The organism is Afipia massiliensis (genome assembly GCF_001006325.2).
GTDB classification, from domain to species: domain Bacteria; phylum Pseudomonadota; class Alphaproteobacteria; order Rhizobiales; family Xanthobacteraceae; genus Afipia; species Afipia massiliensis_A.
Window position 1 is genome coordinate 742,851 of sequence record NZ_LBIA02000001.1, and the last position, 18,012, is coordinate 760,862.

An 18,012-nucleotide genomic window follows, 5' to 3' on the forward strand; every position below is an offset into this window, starting at 1 on the left:
CTTGTTATTGTTCCGGCACGATCCGCGCCGAAAATCTCACCATTCTTGGAGGATCAGAAGCATTTTGGCCAGCATGATCTAATCCGAAAACCGGTGTCCACTTTTCGGGATCATGCTATCCGGCAAGGGCTTCGCGCAGCCCCGGCGCGGGCTGGACCATGCGCGGCGCAGCGCTGATGAAGCCGCCGCCGAGAACGCGGGCCTGTCCGGCAGGCGCATCGTAGAACACGCAGGCCTGTCCCGGCGAAACGCCTTCCTCGCCATCGACCAGTTCGACCTCGTAAGTCCCGCCGACACGGCGCAGCCAGGCCGGCTGCGGCGGACGGGTGGAGCGCACCTTGACGAACAGTTCGAGGCCCTCGCCGATCGCGCGGTCGAGTTCGCCGTCGCCGATCCAGTTGACGTCGCGCAGCATGATCTTGCGCACGTTCAGCGCCTCGCGCGGTCCAACCACGACGCGGCGCGTCTCCGCGTCGAGATGCACGACATAAAGCGGCGCGCTTGCCGCGATGCCGAGGCCACGGCGCTGGCCGACGGTGAAACCGACGATGCCCTGATGGCGGCCGAGCACACGGCCGTTGAGATCGACGATGTCGCCGGGCTCCATCGCCTTCGGCTTCAGCCGTTCGATCACGTCGGTATAGCGGCCGGTCGGCACGAAGCAGATGTCCTGGCTGTCGTGCTTGTCCGCAACCGACAGTCCGAACCGGCGCGCCAGTTCGCGGGTCTGCGCCTTGGTCATGTCGCCGAGCGGGAAGCGTACATCGGCGAGTTGGTCCTGCGTCGTCGCGAACAGGAAGTAGCTCTGGTCGCGGTCGGCATCCGCGGCGCACACCAGCGCGCGCGATCCATCCGGCTGGCGGCGCGACGCGACGTAATGTCCGGTGGCGAGCGCCTTGGCGCCGAGTTCGCGCGCGGTCGCAAGCAGATCGCGAAACTTGATCGAACGGTTGCACTCGATGCACGGCACAGGCGTCTCGCCGTGCACGTAGCTCTCGGCGAAGCTCTCGATCACCGACTCGCGAAAGCGGCTCTCATAGTCCAGCACGTAATGCGGAATGCCGAGACGCGCCGCGACATCGCGCGCGTCGTGAATATCCTGACCGGCGCAGCACGCGCCCTTGCGGTGGGTCGCCGCGCCATGGTCGTAAAGCTGCAGCGTGATGCCGACCACGTCATAGCCTTCGGCCTTCAGCAGCGCAGCCGTCGCCGAGGAATCGACGCCGCCGGACATGGCGACAACGACCCGGGTGTCTTCCGGGCGACCTTCGAGGTCGAGGCTGTTGAGCATGAGTGAGGCCGATCTTGCTGTTGCCGGGAACCACTTTGGTCGCCCGCAACCGGTCATTTCAGGTGCTCTTTATCTATAGTCCGACCGTAGCTGAGGCAATCGCGGCCCGCCTTGATCTATTCCAATGAAACCCGCCCCTTTTTGAGGGGGAAATTCTTGCCGCCGGGCAGAAAGCCCCCGGCCCCGCGCCCCATGCCGGCTCCCATAGATTTACTTAAGTTATTGAAATTACTTATATTTTTAATATTCTCCTGGTGGCCCGGTCCTTGCTGAACAGATGAAGCAATCAATCTGAAAGGCCGCCCGTGTTCAGCGTTACCCCGGAACCAGCCGTATCCAAGCCCGCCTATGACCCGCAGGCCAGACAGGCGCGCGCCGATCAGCCGCCGTCGGACGATTTTGCCGCACTGGTGGACAGCAATGCCGCGGCGGCCTCCGAGACAGACCGTCCGGCTCGCCCGGCACCGGATGCGCCGCGCCGTGATACGCACGGAACCAACGCACCCGCGCAGAACAACGACCGGCCGCAGGCCGATGCTTCCACATCATCGTCTAATAAAGAGTCCGGCACGGCAAAGCAGGATGCCCAGTCATCCGCACCAGCCGATGCAACCGGCAACACATCCACGGACAAGACCAAAGCCGCGTCTGGCGACTCCAAAACCGAAGACAAGCCGCAGGATGGCAGCGCTGAGAGCGACGCAGCCGTGGCCGCTGTGACGCCGGTGATTCCAGCCATCGTGACCGATCCCGTCGCGGTCGTGATCGCCGCGGCGGCAGCGCCAGTTGCAACGGGCGACGAGACAGCAACAGCAACAACCGTTGCGGCAACAGCCGCTATCGCAAGTGCCTCCGCCGTCACCACGCCTGTCGATCCGTCGGCGGCGCAAACGCCCGGCACTGCAAAACCCGACACCACCGGCGCGACCGTCACAACCGCCGTGACAACTCCGGCGGTTGAAACCACCGCGCCGGAAACCGCCGCCGCGACGATCTCCGTTGCTGCGACCGTCATCAAGTCCGACAGCGGCAAGACCGAAGTCACCGCGAAGGATGGCGAGGCCGCACCCGCCAAGGACGGCAAGGACAGCAAGCTGGCCGCCGATCCGTCGGCCAAGCCGGTATCGGATCAGGCCATCAAACCGGAAACCGGCGCGGCGAACACCGACGACAAGCCGGCGCAGCACCAGCAGGCAACTGCGGAATCCGGCAAGGCCGACACCGAGAAGCATGCCGGCAAGACTGCGCCGCAAGCCGAACACAACGCCACGGCTCCCACGCCGCAACAGACGCTGCTGACCGATCCGGGCTTGCTGCCTCCCACCGGCATTCAGCCGCAACCGATCCAGACCCATGCCGCCAATCTGACCGCGATCGCGGTGCCGACGGCGAATACCGCGCTCGCGGACAGTGCGCCGGTGCCGCTGAACGGTCTCGCGGCGGACATCGCGCTGCGCGCGGCCGGCGGCAACAGCCGTTTCGACATCCGTCTCGATCCCGCCGAGCTGGGCCGCATCGATGTGCGCCTCGACGTCGACAAGCACGGCAACGTCACCTCGCATCTGACGGTGGAGCGTCCGGCGACGCTGGACATGCTGCGTAACGATGCGCCGAGGCTTCAGCAGGCACTGGAAGACGCCGGCTTGAAGACCGGCGACTCGGGATTGCAGTTCAGCCTGCGCGACCAGTCATCGTCCGGCCGCGATAGCGACAACGGCTCGGGCCGCAATTCCCAGCGCGTTGTCATCGCCGAAGAAGACACCGTGCCCGCGCAGGTCGCTGGGCGAACCTACGGCCGCATGCTCGGAGCGAGCAGCGGCGTCGATATCAGGATCTGAGGAGAGATCATCATGGCGGTTGATGCAACCACAGCGCCGATACCGACATCGGACATCACGACAAACAACTCTTCCGGCTCGAGTTCGACGAGCGGCAGCAGCACCGGCATCGCGGATAATTTTCAATCCTTCCTGATGCTGCTGACCACCCAGCTGCAGAACCAGAATCCGATGGACCCGCTGGATACCAACCAGTTCACCCAGCAGCTTGTGCAGTTCGCGCAGGTCGAACAGCAATTGAAGTCGAACAGCCAGCTCGAAGCGCTGGTCAAGATCGAGAAGACCGCGCAATCGACCCAGGCGCTGGTGTTCGTCGGCCAGACCGTGGCGGTTGACGGCAGCACCGCGCATTTCGACGGCAACGCCACCTGGAATTTCAGCGCGCCGTCGAACTCGAGCGCGACCATTACCATCACCAATTCAGCGGGCCAGACCGCCTACACCGGCAGCTTCGCCATCGGCTCCGGCAATTCCAGTTTCGTCTGGGACGGCAAGGGCGCCGACGGCACCAAGTGGCCGGCCGGCGACTACAAGATGACGGTCACGGCGAAGGACAGCAACGACAAGGACGTCGCGATCTCCACCGAAGTTCAGGGCACTGTTGATTCCGTCGATCTCACCGCGAGCCCGGCGCTGCTGTCGATCGGCGGCAAGAACTACACGCTCGAACAGATCAAGCGCGTCGTGCGGCCTCCCGCATCGAGCTGATGCGGCTGGCACCAGCCTGAAAGTTGTTCGTCATTGCGAGGAGCAAAGCGACGAAGCAATCCAGTCTCTTCTTGTCGCTCTGGATTGCTTCGCTTCGCTCGCAATGACGGTGCGGATTCCTTTCGTGACAGCTCATTTCTGCATCCTGTAGGCCGGTCCCTCACGGAACCGGCCTGTCCCGTTTTGGGCAGATCGAAGGAGAATCGTATTGGAGGCTTGGGTTTAGGTAAATTTTAAGCCGCCGGGGGTAGGTTGTTCCCACGAGTTCAGTTGTTTCGAGTTTGTGAGTACACCATGACAGAACCCCACCGCCCGAGGGTGAAGTACGTCATCGGGCCAGATGGCAGTCCGCTGACGATCGCGGATCTACCTGCGCCCGGTACCAAACGGTGGGTCATCCGCCGTAAGGCCGAGGTTGTGGCTGCCGTACGCGGTGGTCTCCTCTCTCTTGAGGAAGCCTGCAGCCGTTACACCCTGACGGTTGACGAATTCCTGTCCTGGCAGTTCTCCATCGACCAGCACGGTCTGGCCGGATTGCGCACCACCCGCATCCAGCAGTACCGCCAGTAAGTTTCCGGCGCTCGCGCCCCCTTTTCATTGCAATTTTCCGAAAACCAGCTCCCTCACGGGAAGCTGGCTTTCGTCATTTCCTCTTTTTCTCCTCAGCCGTTAACCGGCGTTAACCATATTGAAACCATAGATAGGCAAATTCTGCCCAGTCGGTGCGTGGCACCGAATCTGTGGGGCTGGTTCGTTGCAGGGTCTGTTTTCCTTCCTGAAAGGTCTGGGCGCGGCGCGGATGGCGGCTATGGCCGCCGTAACGCTGGCGCTCATTGGTTTCTTCGGCTTCGTCATCATGCGGGTCACCACGCCGCCGATGGCCACCCTGTTCACCGACCTCAGCTATGAAGACTCCTCAGCGATCATCAAGGATCTGGAACGCCAGGGCATTCCCTACGAGATGAAGAACGAAGGCGCCGTGATCCAGGTGCCGAAGGACAAGATCACCCGGCTGCGCATGAAGCTCGCTGAAGGCGGTCTGCCCAAGGGCGGCGGCATCGGTTACGAGATTTTCGACAAGTCCGACGCGCTCGGCTCCACCAGCTTCGTCCAGAACATCAATCATCTGCGCGCCCTCGAAGGCGAACTGGCCCGCACCATCAAGGCCATCGACCGCATCCAGGCGGCGCGGGTGCATCTGGTTCTGCCGGAACGGCCGCTGTTCTCGCGCGAAACCCCGGAGCCATCGGCCTCCATCGTGCTGCGAGTCCGCGGCGCGCTCGAGCCGCAACAGGTCCGCGCCATCCGTCATATCGTCGCCTCCGCCGTCAACGGCATGAAGGCGCAGCGCGTCTCCATCGTCGACGAAAGCGGTCAGTTGCTGGCCAACGGCGCGGCCGGCGACGGCGCGGCCGACGGCGGCAGCGGCGACGAGCGGCGTGCGTCGTTCGAAAAGCGCATGCGCGACCAGGTCGAGACCATCGTGTCCTCGGTGGTCGGCTCCGGCCGGGCCCGCGTCCAGCTCACCGCCGACTTCGACTACAACAAGGTCACCCAGACCTCGGACAAGTTCGATCCGGAAGGCCGCGTGCTGCGCTCCAGCCAGTCGCGTGAAGAATCCGCCGCGACCGCCAATGCCAATGACGGTCAGGTCACCGTCAACAACGAATTGCCCGGCGCTCAGGGCCAGGGCGGCGGGGCCACCGCGAAAGACCAGAGCAAGAAGAGCGAGGAAATCAACAATTACGAGATTTCCCGCGTCACCAAGACCGAAGTGACCGAGGCCGGACGCGTCAACCGCATCTCGGTCGCCGTGCTGGTCGACGGCAGCTACAGCAAGAACGACAAGGGCGAGGTCGTCTACGCCGCCCGCGCGAAGGAAGACCTCGACCGCATCGCCACGCTGGTCCGTTCCGCCATCGGCTTCGACCAGAAGCGCGGCGACCAGGTCGAGATCGTGAACCTGCGGTTCGCCGACGTGCCGTCGGTGATCCCGACCGACGCGCCGAAGGGCTTCCTCGGCATGTTCCAGTTCACCAAGGACGACATCATGTACTTCGTCGAGCTCGGCGTGATGCTGATCCTCGGCATCATCGTCGTGTTCATGGTGGTGCGCCCGCTGCTCAAGCGCGTGCTGGCGGCCGATCCGGCCGCAGCGATCGCCGCACCGCTCCCGGCATTGCCCGAGGTTGCGCCGCAGCCAGTCCAGCCGCAGATCGCCGCGACCTCGATGATCGACGTCGCCCAGGTGCAGGGCCAGGTCCACGCCCAGTCCGTGCACCGCGTCGGCGAGCTTGCCGACCGCAACCCCAACGAGACCGCCACCATCATCCGTCAGTGGCTTTCAGAACCGGCTTGATCCGACATGGCAAACGCACCCGCGCTCACCAATAACAACAACCAGAACACCAACGACATCGCGGGTGTCGTCGCCACGCTGGCCAGCCGTCAGAACGGCCGCGCCAAGACCAAGCCGATGTCGGGTCCGAAGCGCGCCGCCATCATGATGCTGGCGCTCGGCGAACAGTATGGCGGCAAGGTCTGGTCGATGCTGGACGATGACGAGGTGCGCGAGCTGTCGGTCGTGATGTCGTCGCTCGGCACCGTCGAGGCCGACGTGGTCGAAGACCTGATGCTCGAATTCGTGTCGCGGATGTCGGCGTCCGGCGCGCTGATGGGCACGTTCGACGCCACCGAGCGGCTGCTGCAGCAGTACCTGCCTTCGGATCGCGTCAACGGCATCATGGACGAGATCCGCGGCCCCGCTGGGCGCAACATGTGGGAGAAGCTCTCCAACGTGCAGGAAGAGGTTCTCGCCAACTATCTCAAGAACGAATATCCGCAGACCATCGCGGTCGTGCTGTCGAAGCTGAAGTCCGAGCATGCCGCGCGCGTTCTGGCAATTCTGCCCGAGGACATGGCGCTCGACGTCGTCAACCGCATGCTGAAGATGGAAGCGGTGCAGAAAGAAGTCATCGAGCGCGTCGAGCAGACCCTGCGCGTCGAATTCATGTCGAACCTGTCGCAGACCCGCCGCCGCGACGCTCATGAAGTGATGGCGGAAATCTTCAACAACTTCGACCGCCAGACCGAAACCCGTTTCATCACCTCGCTGGAAGAAGACAACCGCGAGGCGGCCGAGCGCATCAAGGCGCTGATGTTCACCTTCGACGACCTCGTCAAGCTCGATGCCGGTTCGGCCCAGACGCTGATGCGTCACGTCGACAAGGACAAGCTGGGCATCGCGCTGAAGGGCGCCAACGAGACCGTGCGCGACTTCTTCATGGGCAACATGTCGAGCCGCGCCGCCAAGATGCTGCTGGACGACATGGCGGCGGCCGGTCCGGTGCGGCTGCGCGACGTCGACGAGGCGCAGGCATTGCTGGTCAATCTCGCCAAGGATCTCGCGGCCAAGGGCGAAATCATGCTGCAGAAAAACCGCGCTGACGACGAACTGGTGTACTGATGGGCGCACCCGCAAAATTTCTGTTCGATCACGACTTCGCGGCGCCGGACGTCGCCAAGGAGCGCGCCGCGAGCGCCATCGAGGTCGCGCAGCAGATCGCGGAGGCGGAAGCGCGTGCCTATCGCGCCGGTTTCGATGCCGCGCGGAACGAAGCCAGGGCCGAGAGCGACCGGCGCGCCGCGCTGGCGCTGGAGGAAATCGGAATTTCGATCAGGGCCATCGCCAGCCGCTTCTCGACCATCGAGGAGCGGATGGAAACCGAGGCGGTCGACGTCGCGCTCGCGGTCGCCCGCAAGATCTGCACCGAACTGGTCGCGGCCGAGCCGCTCACCGAGATGATGGCGCTGGTCAGCGATTGCTTCCGGCACCTGACCTCGACCCCGCACATCGTGGTGCGCATCAACGACGCCCTCTACGACGCCGCGCGCGCGCAGATCGAACAGCTCGCCAAGCGCAGCGGATTCGAGGGCAAGCTCGTGATCCTGGCCGAGCCGGAGATCGCCACCGGCGACTGCAAGATCGAATGGGCCGACGGCGGCGTCACGCTCGACCGCTCCACCATCGAAGCGAAGATCAACGAACTCGTCGGGCGCTATCTGGCGTCCCGCAATCAGGCCGGGATTCCCGGCCATGAGGACCGACCATGAGCGACACAGACACCAACGTCCCGCTTCCCGATCTCAACGCCGCCGATGCGCTGATGCCGGACGATCAGTCCCTGTTCGACGATAACGACTATGTCGGACGTATCGCGTCCGACCTCGAAGCCGTCTTCGACGTTCCGGTTCAGGTCTCGGCCGTGCTCGGCCGCTCCAAGATGGATGTCTCCGAACTGCTGAAACTCGGACCCGGCACCGTGCTCGAACTGGACCGTCGTGTCGGCGAGGCGATCGACATCTACGTCAACAACCGGCTGGTGGCGCGCGGTGAAGTCGTCCTCGTCGAGGACAAGCTCGGCGTCACCATGACGGAAATCATCAAGGCGGAACGTTCCTAAATCCAACGCGGCAACCCGGAGCCGGAAATGGCCAGGGTAACTGACAAGACAGAATAACAGGAGACCACCATGCGGCTTCTCATCGTTGGCACCCTCAAGGGCCAGCTCACCACCGCCACCAAGATCGCCATGGACAATGGCGCGACGGTGACCCACGCCGAGGACAGCGAGCAGGCGATGCGCGTGGTGCGCGGCGGCAAGGGTGCCGACCTGCTGCTGGTCGACGTCGCCCTCGACATCCGCGATCTGGTGATCCGGCTGGAAGCCGAACACATCCATGTGCCCATCGTCGCCTGCGGCATCACCACCGATGCACGCGCCGCGGTCGCCGCCATTCACGCCGGCGCCAAGGAATACATCCCGCTGCCGCCTGATCCGGAACTGATCGCGGCAGTGCTGGCCGCCGTCGCCAACGACTCGCGCGACCTGATCTATCGCGACGATGCCATGGCCAAGGTTGTGAAGCTGGCGCAACAGATCGCAGGCTCCGACGCCTCGGTGATGATCACCGGCGAATCCGGCACCGGCAAGGAAGTGCTGGCGCGCTACGTCCACACCCGCTCAAACCGCGCCCGGAAGCCGTTCATCTCGATCAACTGCGCCGCAATCCCGGAGCATCTTCTGGAGTCCGAACTGTTCGGCCACGAGAAGGGCTCGTTCACCGGCGCGATTGCGCGGCGCATCGGCAAATTCGAGGAAGCCACCGGCGGCACACTGCTGCTGGACGAAGTCTCGGAAATGGACGTGCGGCTGCAATCGAAGTTGCTGCGCGCGATTCAGGAACGCGTGATCGACCGCGTCGGCGGCACCCGTCCCGTTCCGGTGGACATCCGCATCATCGCGACCTCGAACCGCAACCTCGCCGACGCGGTGAAGGCAGGCACTTTCCGCGAAGACCTGCTGTTTCGTTTGAACGTCGTGAACCTGAAAATCCCGGCGCTGCGCGACCGTCCGGCCGACATTCTCGAACTGGCGCAGCATTTCGCCAAGAAATATGCCGACGCCAACGGCGTGCCGCTGCGGCCGATTTCGCCGGACGCGCGGCGCGTGCTCACCACCAACCGCTGGCAGGGCAACGTCCGCGAGCTTGAAAACACCATGCACCGCGCAGTGCTGATGGCGAGCGGCGATGAAATCGGCGCCGATGCCATTCTCTCGCCGGACGGCGACCGCCTCGATCTCACCAGGACGCCGCCCGCCGTAGCGCATGCGACCTTCGCCGCCGAACAGGTCACGCGCGCGCTGGTCGGCCGCACCGTGGCCGATGTCGAACGCGATCTGATCCTCGAGACGTTAAAGCATTGCCTCGGCAACCGCACCCATGCGGCGAACATTCTCGGCATCTCGATCCGCACGCTGCGCAACAAGCTCAACGAATACGCCGACGACGGCCAGCCGATCCCGCCGCCGGGTTCGGGTGAAGTGCGGAGTGCCGCAGCAGCGGCTTAGAATACCTCACATCGAATTTACGTCATGGCCGGGCTTGTCCCGGCCATCTACGTTTTTGACACAGCAGAAATCACAAACCGTCATTGCGAGGAGCAGTTGCGACGAAGCAATCCAGTCTTGCTTGTTGTTTCTGGATTGCTTCGCTTCGCTCGCAATGACGTGGATGGCCGGGTCAAGCCCGGCCATGACGATTCTTAAATGAGGCTTATGGATCCCGCTTTCGCGCGGGACGACGCGGAGGCGGGCGAGAACCTAGTTTTGCGCCGGCTTTTTCGTGTCCGCTTCCACCAGTTGCTTCATGCTGGCGAGCCCCTTTTCCATCTCGCCACCCAGAACCTTGTCCATGCTGACGAACAGGCCAATCGCCTTGGCAATGAAATCGTGCTGGCCGGAAATCGTCCAGGATACGGCCGTGCCGCCGCCTTCGGGCTTCAACGAAAAATCCGAGTAGCTGGTGCCAACAAACGGCTTCACGAAATCGGTCTTGATCTTCACGGCCTCAGCGGGACGGCTTTCGGTCAGCGTCATGCGCCCCTCGCCCACCTCGTTGTTGCCCGACCATGCGAACACCGCGCCCTTGCCGCTTGCGGGTCCGGCGAACGATGCCTTCGCCGCCGGATCGCGCTTCGCCCACGGCGACCATGCCTGCCAGCGATGGAAATCATCGATCTGCGCGAAAACTTCCGACGCGGGCGCGGACATCACCATGCTTCGCGAGACACGATAGTCGGACGGTTGCAGCAGGACCAATGCGAGGAACGAGCCGATGGTGGCGATCAGGCCGATGAAAATCTTCTGCATCATGGCAATTAGCCCTTAGCCCGCTCGACATTCGCGCTGCGGCTGGGTACGCCGAACTCCTTGCGGCAGACCTCGGCCAGCGCGGCGACGCCGTCGCGGATTTCCTGCACTGACGGACTGGCGAAACACAGCCGCAGCCGGCTCTTGCTGTGCGCGGCGTTGACGGACCATTCCGTTCCCGGATTAATCGCGATGCCTGACGCCAGCGCCGCCTGATACAGCTTCAGCGTATCGACATTGTCCGGCAGCTTGACCCAGAGAAAGATTCCGCCCGGCGGATCGTCGAATTCCGCCGCGGTGCCGAACTGTTCGGCCAGCGCTTCCATCATCGCCTCGAGTTTCAGCCGGAGCCCGCGCGCCAGCTTCGGCACGTGGTCGTTGAAATGCGCGGTGCAGAATTCCGCCAGCACCATTTGCTCCAGCGCGCCGGAGCCCGCATCCGTTTTGATCGGCAGAATGCGCGACAGCACCTCCCACGGTGCCACGATGTAACCGACACGCAGGGCCGGCGCGACCGACTTGGAGAACGAGCCGATGTGGATGACGCCGCCCGCCTTGCTCATGGCATAGAGCGCCGGCGGACGCTGGCCGTTCCAGATCAGGTCCGCGTAGCAATCGTCCTCGAAAATCGGCACGCCGTAGTCTTCCGACAGCTTCAGCAGTTCGGCGCGGCGCTGTTCGCTCATGATCGTGCCGGTCGGATTCTGCACCGTCGGGATGGTGTAGATGTATTTCGGCCGAATGCCCTTCGCCTTCAAATCCGCGAGCGCGGACGCCACCGCATCGACCCGCATCCCGTCGCCGTCGAGCGGAATGCCGACGATATTGACTCCGCGCCGCACCAGCCGCGTGATCGATCCCTGATAGCATTCCTGCTCGATCAGCACGGTGTCGCCCGGCGACGTGAGCAGACCGTTGACCAGATCGAGACCTTGCAGCGAGCCCGACGTGATGAGGATTTCATCGGCGGTGCAGGTGATGCCCGCATCGCGCTTCAGCTTGCCGACGAGAAATTCGCGCAGCGGACGATAGCCCAGCGGCCCGCTGTTGAGGCCGTAGGTGGCAAGCGTCGCGCCTTCCCGCGTCAGCACCGCAGTCGACGCCGCCAGCAGCCGGTCCACCGGGACCTGATCGGCATCGTTGTTGCCGCCGACGAAATTGTACTTCGGAAAGCCGTTCCATTTCGCGGCCGCAGGCGGCAGTCCCTTGGCCAGCAGCGGCGTGAAATCGAACGCGCCTGAAGCAGCAGTCATCGCGGTGTCTCCCCGTTTATTGTTGTTTGCATGAGGGACACCCTCATCGCCGGCGTTGCGCAGGCCAACTTACAGAAACGGGCTGCCGTGACGCAACCGGCATCGCGCCGCACGGTCAGGCGCGGGATGGCCGGTCGGAACGCTCGTAGATGATCGGCGGCGGACCATCGCCCGCCGTGAGACGCAGATAGACGTTATATGCGGACAGGCCGACCGCCACGGCGATGAACACGACCACGGCGACGACGGCAATGCGCTTGAGGACGATCATCGCGGGTCGTTCCACTTCATCATCGATTCTGCCTGCATGTCGCGACACGGTCGATCGGCCCCCTCTCCCGTGGGGAGAGGGTTGGGGTGAGGGGGTAGAATCTATCGTGAGAGCGTACACCCTCACCCGCTCGCTGCGCTCGCGACCTCTCCCCACGGGAGAGGTGAAGAATATATGAGAAGTGCCGACGGTTGCGACCGATGTTTCGCCACTGCCCGCCGCATTATTGTCCTCACGAGGGCTGCGAGTCAGGTATGCAGATGGACCCCGCTTGCGGCTGGTTTTATCCGCTTGCGTCGCGCCACATATAAAGTATCCAGCACCACGATGACCACCTTCACGCCGCATCAGGATCAGGCGCTCCGCGCCGTCGCCGACTGGCTCAAGGCCAGGCCGGGCAAGAACGGCACGCCGCCGGTGTTCCGGCTGTTCGGCTATGCCGGAACCGGCAAGACCACGCTGGCGCGGCACATCGCCGACGGCGTCAACGGCAATGTGAAGTTCGCGGCATTCACCGGCAAGGCCGCGCTGGTGATGCGCAACAAGGGTTGCGACAACGCTTCCACAATTCATTCGCTGATCTACCGCACCCGCGAGTCCGGCGAGGAACAGCCGAGCTTCGAGTTGTGGGACGACGCGCCCGCCTCCAAGGCCAAGCTGATTGTCATCGACGAATGCTCGATGGTGGACGCGGAGCTGGGCCGCGACCTGATGTCGTTCGATTGCCCGCTGCTGGTGCTGGGCGATCCGGCGCAGCTGCCGCCGATCCAGGGCGGCGGCTTTTTCACCGATGCCGAGCCCGACGCGATGCTCACCGAGGTTCATCGTCAGGCGCAGGACGATCCGATCGTGCGGATGTCGATGGCGGTGCGCGAAGGGCGTTCGCTCGACCTCGGCACGTTTGGCGAGTCTGAGGTGGTGCGGCGTGATGCGCTCGATCCGGATCGCGTCATGGCGGCGGATCAGGTTCTGGTCGGCCGCAACAACACCCGCCGCGCCTACAACATGCGGGTGCGGCAGAAGCAGAACATCGAGGACCCGTTGCCGGTGGCCGGCGACAAGCTGGTCTGCCTGCGCAACAACCGCAAGAAGGCGCTGTTCAACGGCGGCCTTTGGCGGGTGAAGTCGCGCGCAGCCTCGAAGTCCAAGATCATCACCATGCGGCTGTCGCCGGACGAAGAAGTCAGCAGCGCCAAGGTGACAAAGGTGTCGGTACGCGCCGACTGCTTCGGCGGCGGCATCGAGGACATTCCGTGGGAGCAGCGGCGGCCCTATGACGAGTTCGACTACGGCTACGTGCTGACCGTACACAAGTCGCAGGGCTCGCAGTGGAACGACGTCGTGCTGTTCGACGAGAGCTTCGCCTTCCAGGACAGCCGCGCCCGCTGGCTCTACACCGGCATCACTCGCGCAGCGAAACGGTTAACAGTGGTGGTCTGATACTTTTTGCGTATATCCTTTTTCGCAACGCAAAATGCATTTTTCTTGAGCAAGTGCCTTTTTCACACCTATGGTCGTTCCCGAGCCGGCCGAAAGGGCCGGCTTCGCCGTGGGGGCATGGCGAGCGTGCAGCCGTAACAGCGGACACGCGCCAAGTGTGTGGGCTGGGGAACGCCGGGGGATGACCGATTTCATAGGTGGCGGGCTGGATGTTTCCAGCCGCGATCTCGCTGGCGCCGGGCTCGGCGAGCGGCTGAAGCGCTATGCGCAGTGGCTCAGCCGGTGCAGCGCGTTCGATCTCGCCTCCTGCGCCGCGCTGGCCGCGCTTGTTATCGTTGCGCTGTGGACCTTCCAGAACTACGCGATTTCCAACGACGAGGGCGTACAGCATCGCTACGGCGAACTGATCATCGCCTACTACAAGAGCGGCTTCACCGACCAGTCGCTGTTCAAGCTCGACAATCTCTATCTCTATGGCGGACTGTTCGACATCGCCGCGCTGGGTCTGGCGCAGATCCTGCCCGTCGATCAGTACGAACTGCGCCATCTCTTGTGCGCACTGATCGGCATCGGCGGCATCGGTGCGGCGGCTGCGACGGCACGCCTGATCGCCGGGCCGCGCGCCGCCTTCTTCGCCATCATCGCGCTGGTGCTGTGCGGCTCGTGGTACGGCGGCATGTTCAACCACACCAAGGGCATTCCGCTGGCCGCCTTCATGGCCGGAGCGATGTATTTCCTGATCCGCGCCACGCGCGATCTGCCCGTGCCGCGGATGCGCGACGTGATCGGGTTCGGCATCATGACCGGCGCCGCGCTGGGCATCCGATCGCTGAGCCTGCTGCTGATCGGATATGCCGGCCTCGCCATCCTCCTGAGCATGCCCCGCCCGGTGGCCGGCCACTGGCAGGAGCGCGCGCGGTTCGTGATGCGATCGGCGCTGTGGCTCATGCCCGCCTTCGTGATCGCCTATGTCATCATGATCGCGGCGTGGCCATGGGCGGCGCTGTCGCCGCTCAACCCGATCCGCGGCCTGCTGTCATTCAACGACTTCCACTATCACATCCGCACGATCCTGTTCGGCCAGGTCTACGAGATGGCCAACGTGCCGCGCTACTACGTGCCGACCTACATCGCGATCCGGCTGCCGCTACTGACGCTCGGCGGAACGCTGCTCGGACTGGCGCTGATCCTGCTGCCAAAAAGTATCGGCGGCATCGGCGGCGCGCGCCGCCGCGAACTCGGGCTGATTGCGTTCGCCGCGATTTTCCCGGTGGTGTGTCAGGTCATCACGGAGGGACCGGCGTTCGACGGCTGCCGTCATTTCCTGTTCGTGTTTCCGCCGATCGCAATTCTCGCCGGCGTTGGCCTCAGCGCCTCGATCGGCGCGCTGGCGCGGCTGCATCGCGGCACCATGATCGTCTGGCTCGCCATCATCACCACGGGATACACCTGGACGGCGGGCAAGCTGTATCACCTGCATCCCTATGAGTATCTCTATTACAATCAGCTCGTCGGCGGGCTGGAAGGCGCGTCGCGGCGCTTCGTGACCGATTACTGGGTCAACATCATGCCCGAGGCGCTCGAGGAGCTGCACGATTTCCTCGACCGCACCGAGCCCGCCACCGCGAAGACCAACGTCTATCGTGTCGCCGTTTGCGGCGAGCGCGTCTCCTATGAAGAGTATGCGCGGCCGAACCTGCAATGGATCAGGATGCATGACTGGCGCTTCGCCGATTTCTACATCGCGCCGACCCACATGAACTGCGACCGCATTCTCGCCGGAAAGGTCATCGGCAGAATCGAACGCCTCGGCGTGACCATCGGCACCATCAAGGATCGCCGCGCCGTGCGAGAGCGGGAAGAATGACTTGGAGCGCGACTTGCAACATGAACGGCTGCACAAGGCTCATCACCAAGATACCGGCGTTAATACTTTCGAAAGTGTAAGCAATCGTCGGGAACTTTTCGCGTTGCGATGGGTTATAATCACTCCGCCCAAATGTTCGATCCCACCTAAAGGAATAGATATGCGAACTGGAAAACTTCTCGCGGCCGTTCTGCTTGCCGGCGCGACAGCCCTCGCCGTCTCGCAGCCCGCAACCGCGGTGCCGCTGATGAACGATGCAGCGCTGAGCAAGGCAGCGCCGACCGGCGATGTCACCAACGTGCAGTACTACCGCCGCGGCTACGGTCATCGCCACCACCACCATCATGGCCACTACCATCGCCGTGGCTATGGCAGCACCGCAGCCGGCATCGGCATCGGTCTCGCGGCAGGCGCGGTGATCGGCGGCGCTATTGCCGCCTCGCAGGCGCAGGCCCAGCAGAACGCGGCCTATTGTGCGCAGCGCTACCGCTCCTACGATCCTCGTTCCGGCACCTACCTGAACAACGACGGCAACCGCTATCCCTGCCCGTAAGTTTTCGCCGAAATCCTGAACGATCACGACAGCCGCGAGACGATGTCTCGCGGCTTTTTGTTGCCGTGCCGCTGCAATAGCGGTGGTTTGCCATGAGGCGCTCGGCTAGGCTTCGCGCATCGCGCCATCGCCGCAAGGCGGAATAAAACAAGGCGAAACAAAAACGACCACCGGGGAAATGCCATGATGATTGCCACGGCCATCCGCACCCACGCCGCACGATATGCGCTCGCCCTGCTTACGCTCACGGGAATGAACATGATTGCTTCCACCGGATTGGATGCGCAAACCGCCCAGCCGCTTCCGACAGCGGCCGAGACCGATCCGAAGACACTCGGCCTGATGCAGGGCTTTCCGCCGCCGCCCGACAAGACCATCCGCTTCATCGACGGCTCGTCGTCGCGCTTTCCGAACACGCGCTGGGCGTTCAGCCACTACCGCGAACTGGTGCCGACCGCGACGGTGTCGCGCGGCGAAGGCCCGGTGGCGCCGCTGCCGCGCGCCGAACGCGATCTCGGCGGCGTCGCCATCACCACCATGGACGGCAAGGCGATCACCTTCAATGACGCGATGCAGCTGACTTATACCGACGGCATCGTTGTGATGCACAAGGGCAAGATCGTCTTTGAAAAGTATTTCGGCGAAGGCAGCCCGCAACTGCCGCACATCGCGTTCTCGGTGACGAAGTCCTTCGTCGGCACGCTGGCGGCGGTGCTCGCGGCCAACGGCAAGCTCGATCCCGCGGCTCCCGTCACCAAGTACGTGCCCGAACTGAAAGACACCGCCTATGGCGACGCCACCGTGCGCCAGGTGATGGACATGACCATCGGCGTGAAGTTCTCGGAAAACTATTCCGATCCGAATGCCGAAGTGTTCGACTATGCCCGCGCCGGCGGCATGATGCCCATCGCCCCCGGCTATCAGGGGCCGCGCAGCTTCTACGCCTTTCTCGTCAAGCTGAACAAGGAAGGCGAGCACGGTCAGGCCTTCGCCTACAAGACGGCAAACGCCGAAGTCCTGGCATGGATCGTCAAGCGTGCCTCCGGCCAGTCGCTGGCCGCGCTGCTGTCATCGGAAATCTGGTCGAAGCTCGGCGCCGAGCATGACGGCTACTTTATGGTCGACAGCGTCGGCACCGAATCCGGCGGCGGCGGCTACAACACCGCGTTGCGCGATCTTGCGCGCTTCGGCGAGATGATGCGCAACAAGGGCAAGTTCAACGGCCAGCAGGTCATTCCCGAAGCCGCCGTCGCCGACGTGACGCAGGGCGGCAAGAAGGACGACTTCGCCAAGGCCGGTTACGGACTGCTGAAGGGCTGGTCCTATCGCGACATGTGGTGGATCACCCACAACGAACACAACGCCTACGTCGCGCGCGGCATCTACGGCCAGAGCGTTTACGTCGATCCGACCGCGGAGATGGTGATCGCCCGCTACGCCTCGCATCCGATGGCGGCCAACGCAGCCAACGATCCGGTCTCGCTGCCGATGTACATGGCGCTGGCGAAGGAGCTGATGAAGTAGGCGCGCGGTCCTGAGATAGCCAGTCGCGCAATTCTGCACGAGCCTTGATGCAACAACAGTGTCGTCCCCGCGAAAGCGGGGACCCATAACCACCGAACGTCGTGATGACGGCGAGACGATCGCTCCAGCACCTTTCTCAATCGAGAGTTCAGGGAGTATGGGTCCCCGCTTTCGCGGGGACGACGTGGAGAAATCACGCACAAACAAATACTGTCTGAAATTACCTAAGCCACATCCCGGCGCGGCGGCGCCATCACGGCGTGCGCGGACACCTCGTCCAGCACCTGCCGCAATTCCTCCTCCAGATATTCGTTGGCGATGATCAGCGCCTTGAGCGCGCCGCGGAGATCGCCGCCACAGGTCGCAATCGCGCTGTCGACGGCGCGGTCGTAACGGTCGATGTCTTTCTGCGTGGCCGGTGTAAACATGAGGGCTCCCCGATGCTGGCAGAGATCCGGCAAGCCGGACGTGTCGTCCGGCGAGTCGCGGCATGAATTCATGTTCCCTATTTGTTCTTTACGAGTGCGCCCTGTCAAGAGCCCGTCCGGCCTACC

Annotated in this window: 18 protein-coding genes; 12 read left to right on the forward strand and 6 right to left on the reverse strand. The window is 63.6% G+C overall.

Annotated features, from left to right (window positions below):
• Nucleotides 1–115 precede the first annotated feature (115 nt).
• A complete protein-coding gene (gene mnmA / locus YH63_RS03365; protein WP_046828829.1) occupies nucleotides 116–1,291 on the reverse strand; it encodes a tRNA 2-thiouridine(34) synthase MnmA in 1,176 nt (391 codons plus the stop codon).
• A gap of 305 nt (nucleotides 1,292–1,596) precedes the next feature.
• On the opposite strand from mnmA, the gene YH63_RS03370 reads away from it, so the two are divergent.
• From YH63_RS03370 to flbD, 8 genes are all read left to right on the forward strand, one after another.
• A complete protein-coding gene (locus tag YH63_RS03370; RefSeq protein ID WP_137325106.1) occupies nucleotides 1,597–3,129 on the forward strand; it encodes a flagellar hook-length control protein FliK in 1,533 nt (510 codons plus the stop codon).
• 12 nt (nucleotides 3,130–3,141) lie between these two features.
• A complete protein-coding gene (locus tag YH63_RS03375) occupies nucleotides 3,142–3,837 on the forward strand; it encodes a flagellar hook assembly protein FlgD (RefSeq protein ID WP_046828827.1) in 696 nt (231 codons plus the stop codon).
• A gap of 294 nt (nucleotides 3,838–4,131) precedes the next feature.
• Complete coding sequence (locus YH63_RS03380; protein ID WP_002714638.1) at nucleotides 4,132–4,407, forward strand: DUF1153 domain-containing protein; 276 nt, start codon at nucleotides 4,132–4,134, stop codon at nucleotides 4,405–4,407.
• A gap of 184 nt (nucleotides 4,408–4,591) precedes the next feature.
• On the forward strand, nucleotides 4,592–6,196 hold the full coding sequence (fliF, locus tag YH63_RS03385) for a flagellar basal-body MS-ring/collar protein FliF (RefSeq protein WP_046828826.1): 1,605 nt from the start codon (nucleotides 4,592–4,594) through the stop codon (nucleotides 6,194–6,196).
• A 6-nt stretch (nucleotides 6,197–6,202) separates the two neighbouring features.
• A complete protein-coding gene (gene fliG / locus YH63_RS03390) occupies nucleotides 6,203–7,303 on the forward strand; it encodes a flagellar motor switch protein FliG (protein ID WP_046828825.1) in 1,101 nt (366 codons plus the stop codon).
• Nucleotides 7,303–7,950 (forward strand): FliH/SctL family protein, encoded by a 648-nt coding sequence (locus tag YH63_RS03395; RefSeq protein ID WP_046828824.1) that lies wholly within the window; start codon nucleotides 7,303–7,305, stop codon nucleotides 7,948–7,950. Before fliG ends, YH63_RS03395 begins: the two co-directional genes overlap by 1 nt.
• The gene (gene fliN, locus YH63_RS03400; protein WP_046828823.1) at nucleotides 7,947–8,300 is read left to right on the forward strand and encodes a flagellar motor switch protein FliN; all 354 of its coding nucleotides are present in this window, start codon (nucleotides 7,947–7,949) and stop codon (nucleotides 8,298–8,300) included. Before YH63_RS03395 ends, fliN begins: the two co-directional genes overlap by 4 nt.
• Before the next feature lie 69 nt (nucleotides 8,301–8,369).
• Nucleotides 8,370–9,749 (forward strand): sigma-54-dependent transcriptional regulator FlbD, encoded by a 1,380-nt coding sequence (flbD, locus tag YH63_RS03405; RefSeq protein ID WP_046828822.1) that lies wholly within the window; start codon nucleotides 8,370–8,372, stop codon nucleotides 9,747–9,749.
• Nucleotides 9,750–9,755: 6 nt separating this feature from the next.
• Here flbD and YH63_RS03410 read toward each other — a convergent pair whose 3' ends face one another.
• From YH63_RS03410 to YH63_RS21570, 4 genes are all read right to left on the reverse strand, one after another.
• Nucleotides 9,756–9,935, reverse strand: a complete 180-nt coding sequence (locus tag YH63_RS03410; RefSeq protein WP_046828821.1) for a hypothetical protein — start codon at nucleotides 9,933–9,935, stop codon at nucleotides 9,756–9,758.
• A gap of 66 nt (nucleotides 9,936–10,001) precedes the next feature.
• On the reverse strand, nucleotides 10,002–10,553 hold the full coding sequence (locus tag YH63_RS03415) for an SRPBCC family protein (protein WP_046828820.1): 552 nt from the start codon (nucleotides 10,551–10,553) through the stop codon (nucleotides 10,002–10,004).
• A gap of 5 nt (nucleotides 10,554–10,558) precedes the next feature.
• A complete protein-coding gene (locus tag YH63_RS03420) occupies nucleotides 10,559–11,803 on the reverse strand; it encodes a PLP-dependent aminotransferase family protein (RefSeq protein ID WP_046828819.1) in 1,245 nt (414 codons plus the stop codon).
• A gap of 115 nt (nucleotides 11,804–11,918) precedes the next feature.
• On the reverse strand, nucleotides 11,919–12,074 hold the full coding sequence (locus YH63_RS21570) for a hypothetical protein (RefSeq protein ID WP_170978655.1): 156 nt from the start codon (nucleotides 12,072–12,074) through the stop codon (nucleotides 11,919–11,921).
• Nucleotides 12,075–12,401: 327 nt separating this feature from the next.
• On the opposite strand from YH63_RS21570, the gene YH63_RS03425 reads away from it, so the two are divergent.
• From YH63_RS03425 to YH63_RS03440, 4 genes are all read left to right on the forward strand, one after another.
• On the forward strand, nucleotides 12,402–13,514 hold the full coding sequence (locus tag YH63_RS03425) for an ATP-dependent DNA helicase (RefSeq protein ID WP_046828818.1): 1,113 nt from the start codon (nucleotides 12,402–12,404) through the stop codon (nucleotides 13,512–13,514).
• 181 nt (nucleotides 13,515–13,695) lie between these two features.
• Nucleotides 13,696–15,381 (forward strand): glycosyltransferase family 39 protein, encoded by a 1,686-nt coding sequence (locus tag YH63_RS03430; protein ID WP_046828817.1) that lies wholly within the window; start codon nucleotides 13,696–13,698, stop codon nucleotides 15,379–15,381.
• Between the two features lie 160 nt (nucleotides 15,382–15,541).
• The gene (locus YH63_RS03435; RefSeq protein ID WP_046828816.1) at nucleotides 15,542–15,934 is read left to right on the forward strand and encodes a BA14K family protein; all 393 of its coding nucleotides are present in this window, start codon (nucleotides 15,542–15,544) and stop codon (nucleotides 15,932–15,934) included.
• Between the two features lie 186 nt (nucleotides 15,935–16,120).
• Nucleotides 16,121–17,458 carry a serine hydrolase domain-containing protein gene (locus YH63_RS03440; RefSeq protein ID WP_046829781.1) on the forward strand — a complete coding sequence of 446 codons (1,338 nt, stop codon included), beginning with the start codon at nucleotides 16,121–16,123 and terminating at the stop codon, nucleotides 17,456–17,458.
• A 224-nt stretch (nucleotides 17,459–17,682) separates the two neighbouring features.
• On the opposite strand, the gene YH63_RS03445 is transcribed toward YH63_RS03440, so the two are convergent.
• Complete coding sequence (locus YH63_RS03445; protein WP_046829780.1) at nucleotides 17,683–17,886, reverse strand: hypothetical protein; 204 nt, start codon at nucleotides 17,884–17,886, stop codon at nucleotides 17,683–17,685.
• Nucleotides 17,887–18,012: the final 126 nt, after the last annotated feature.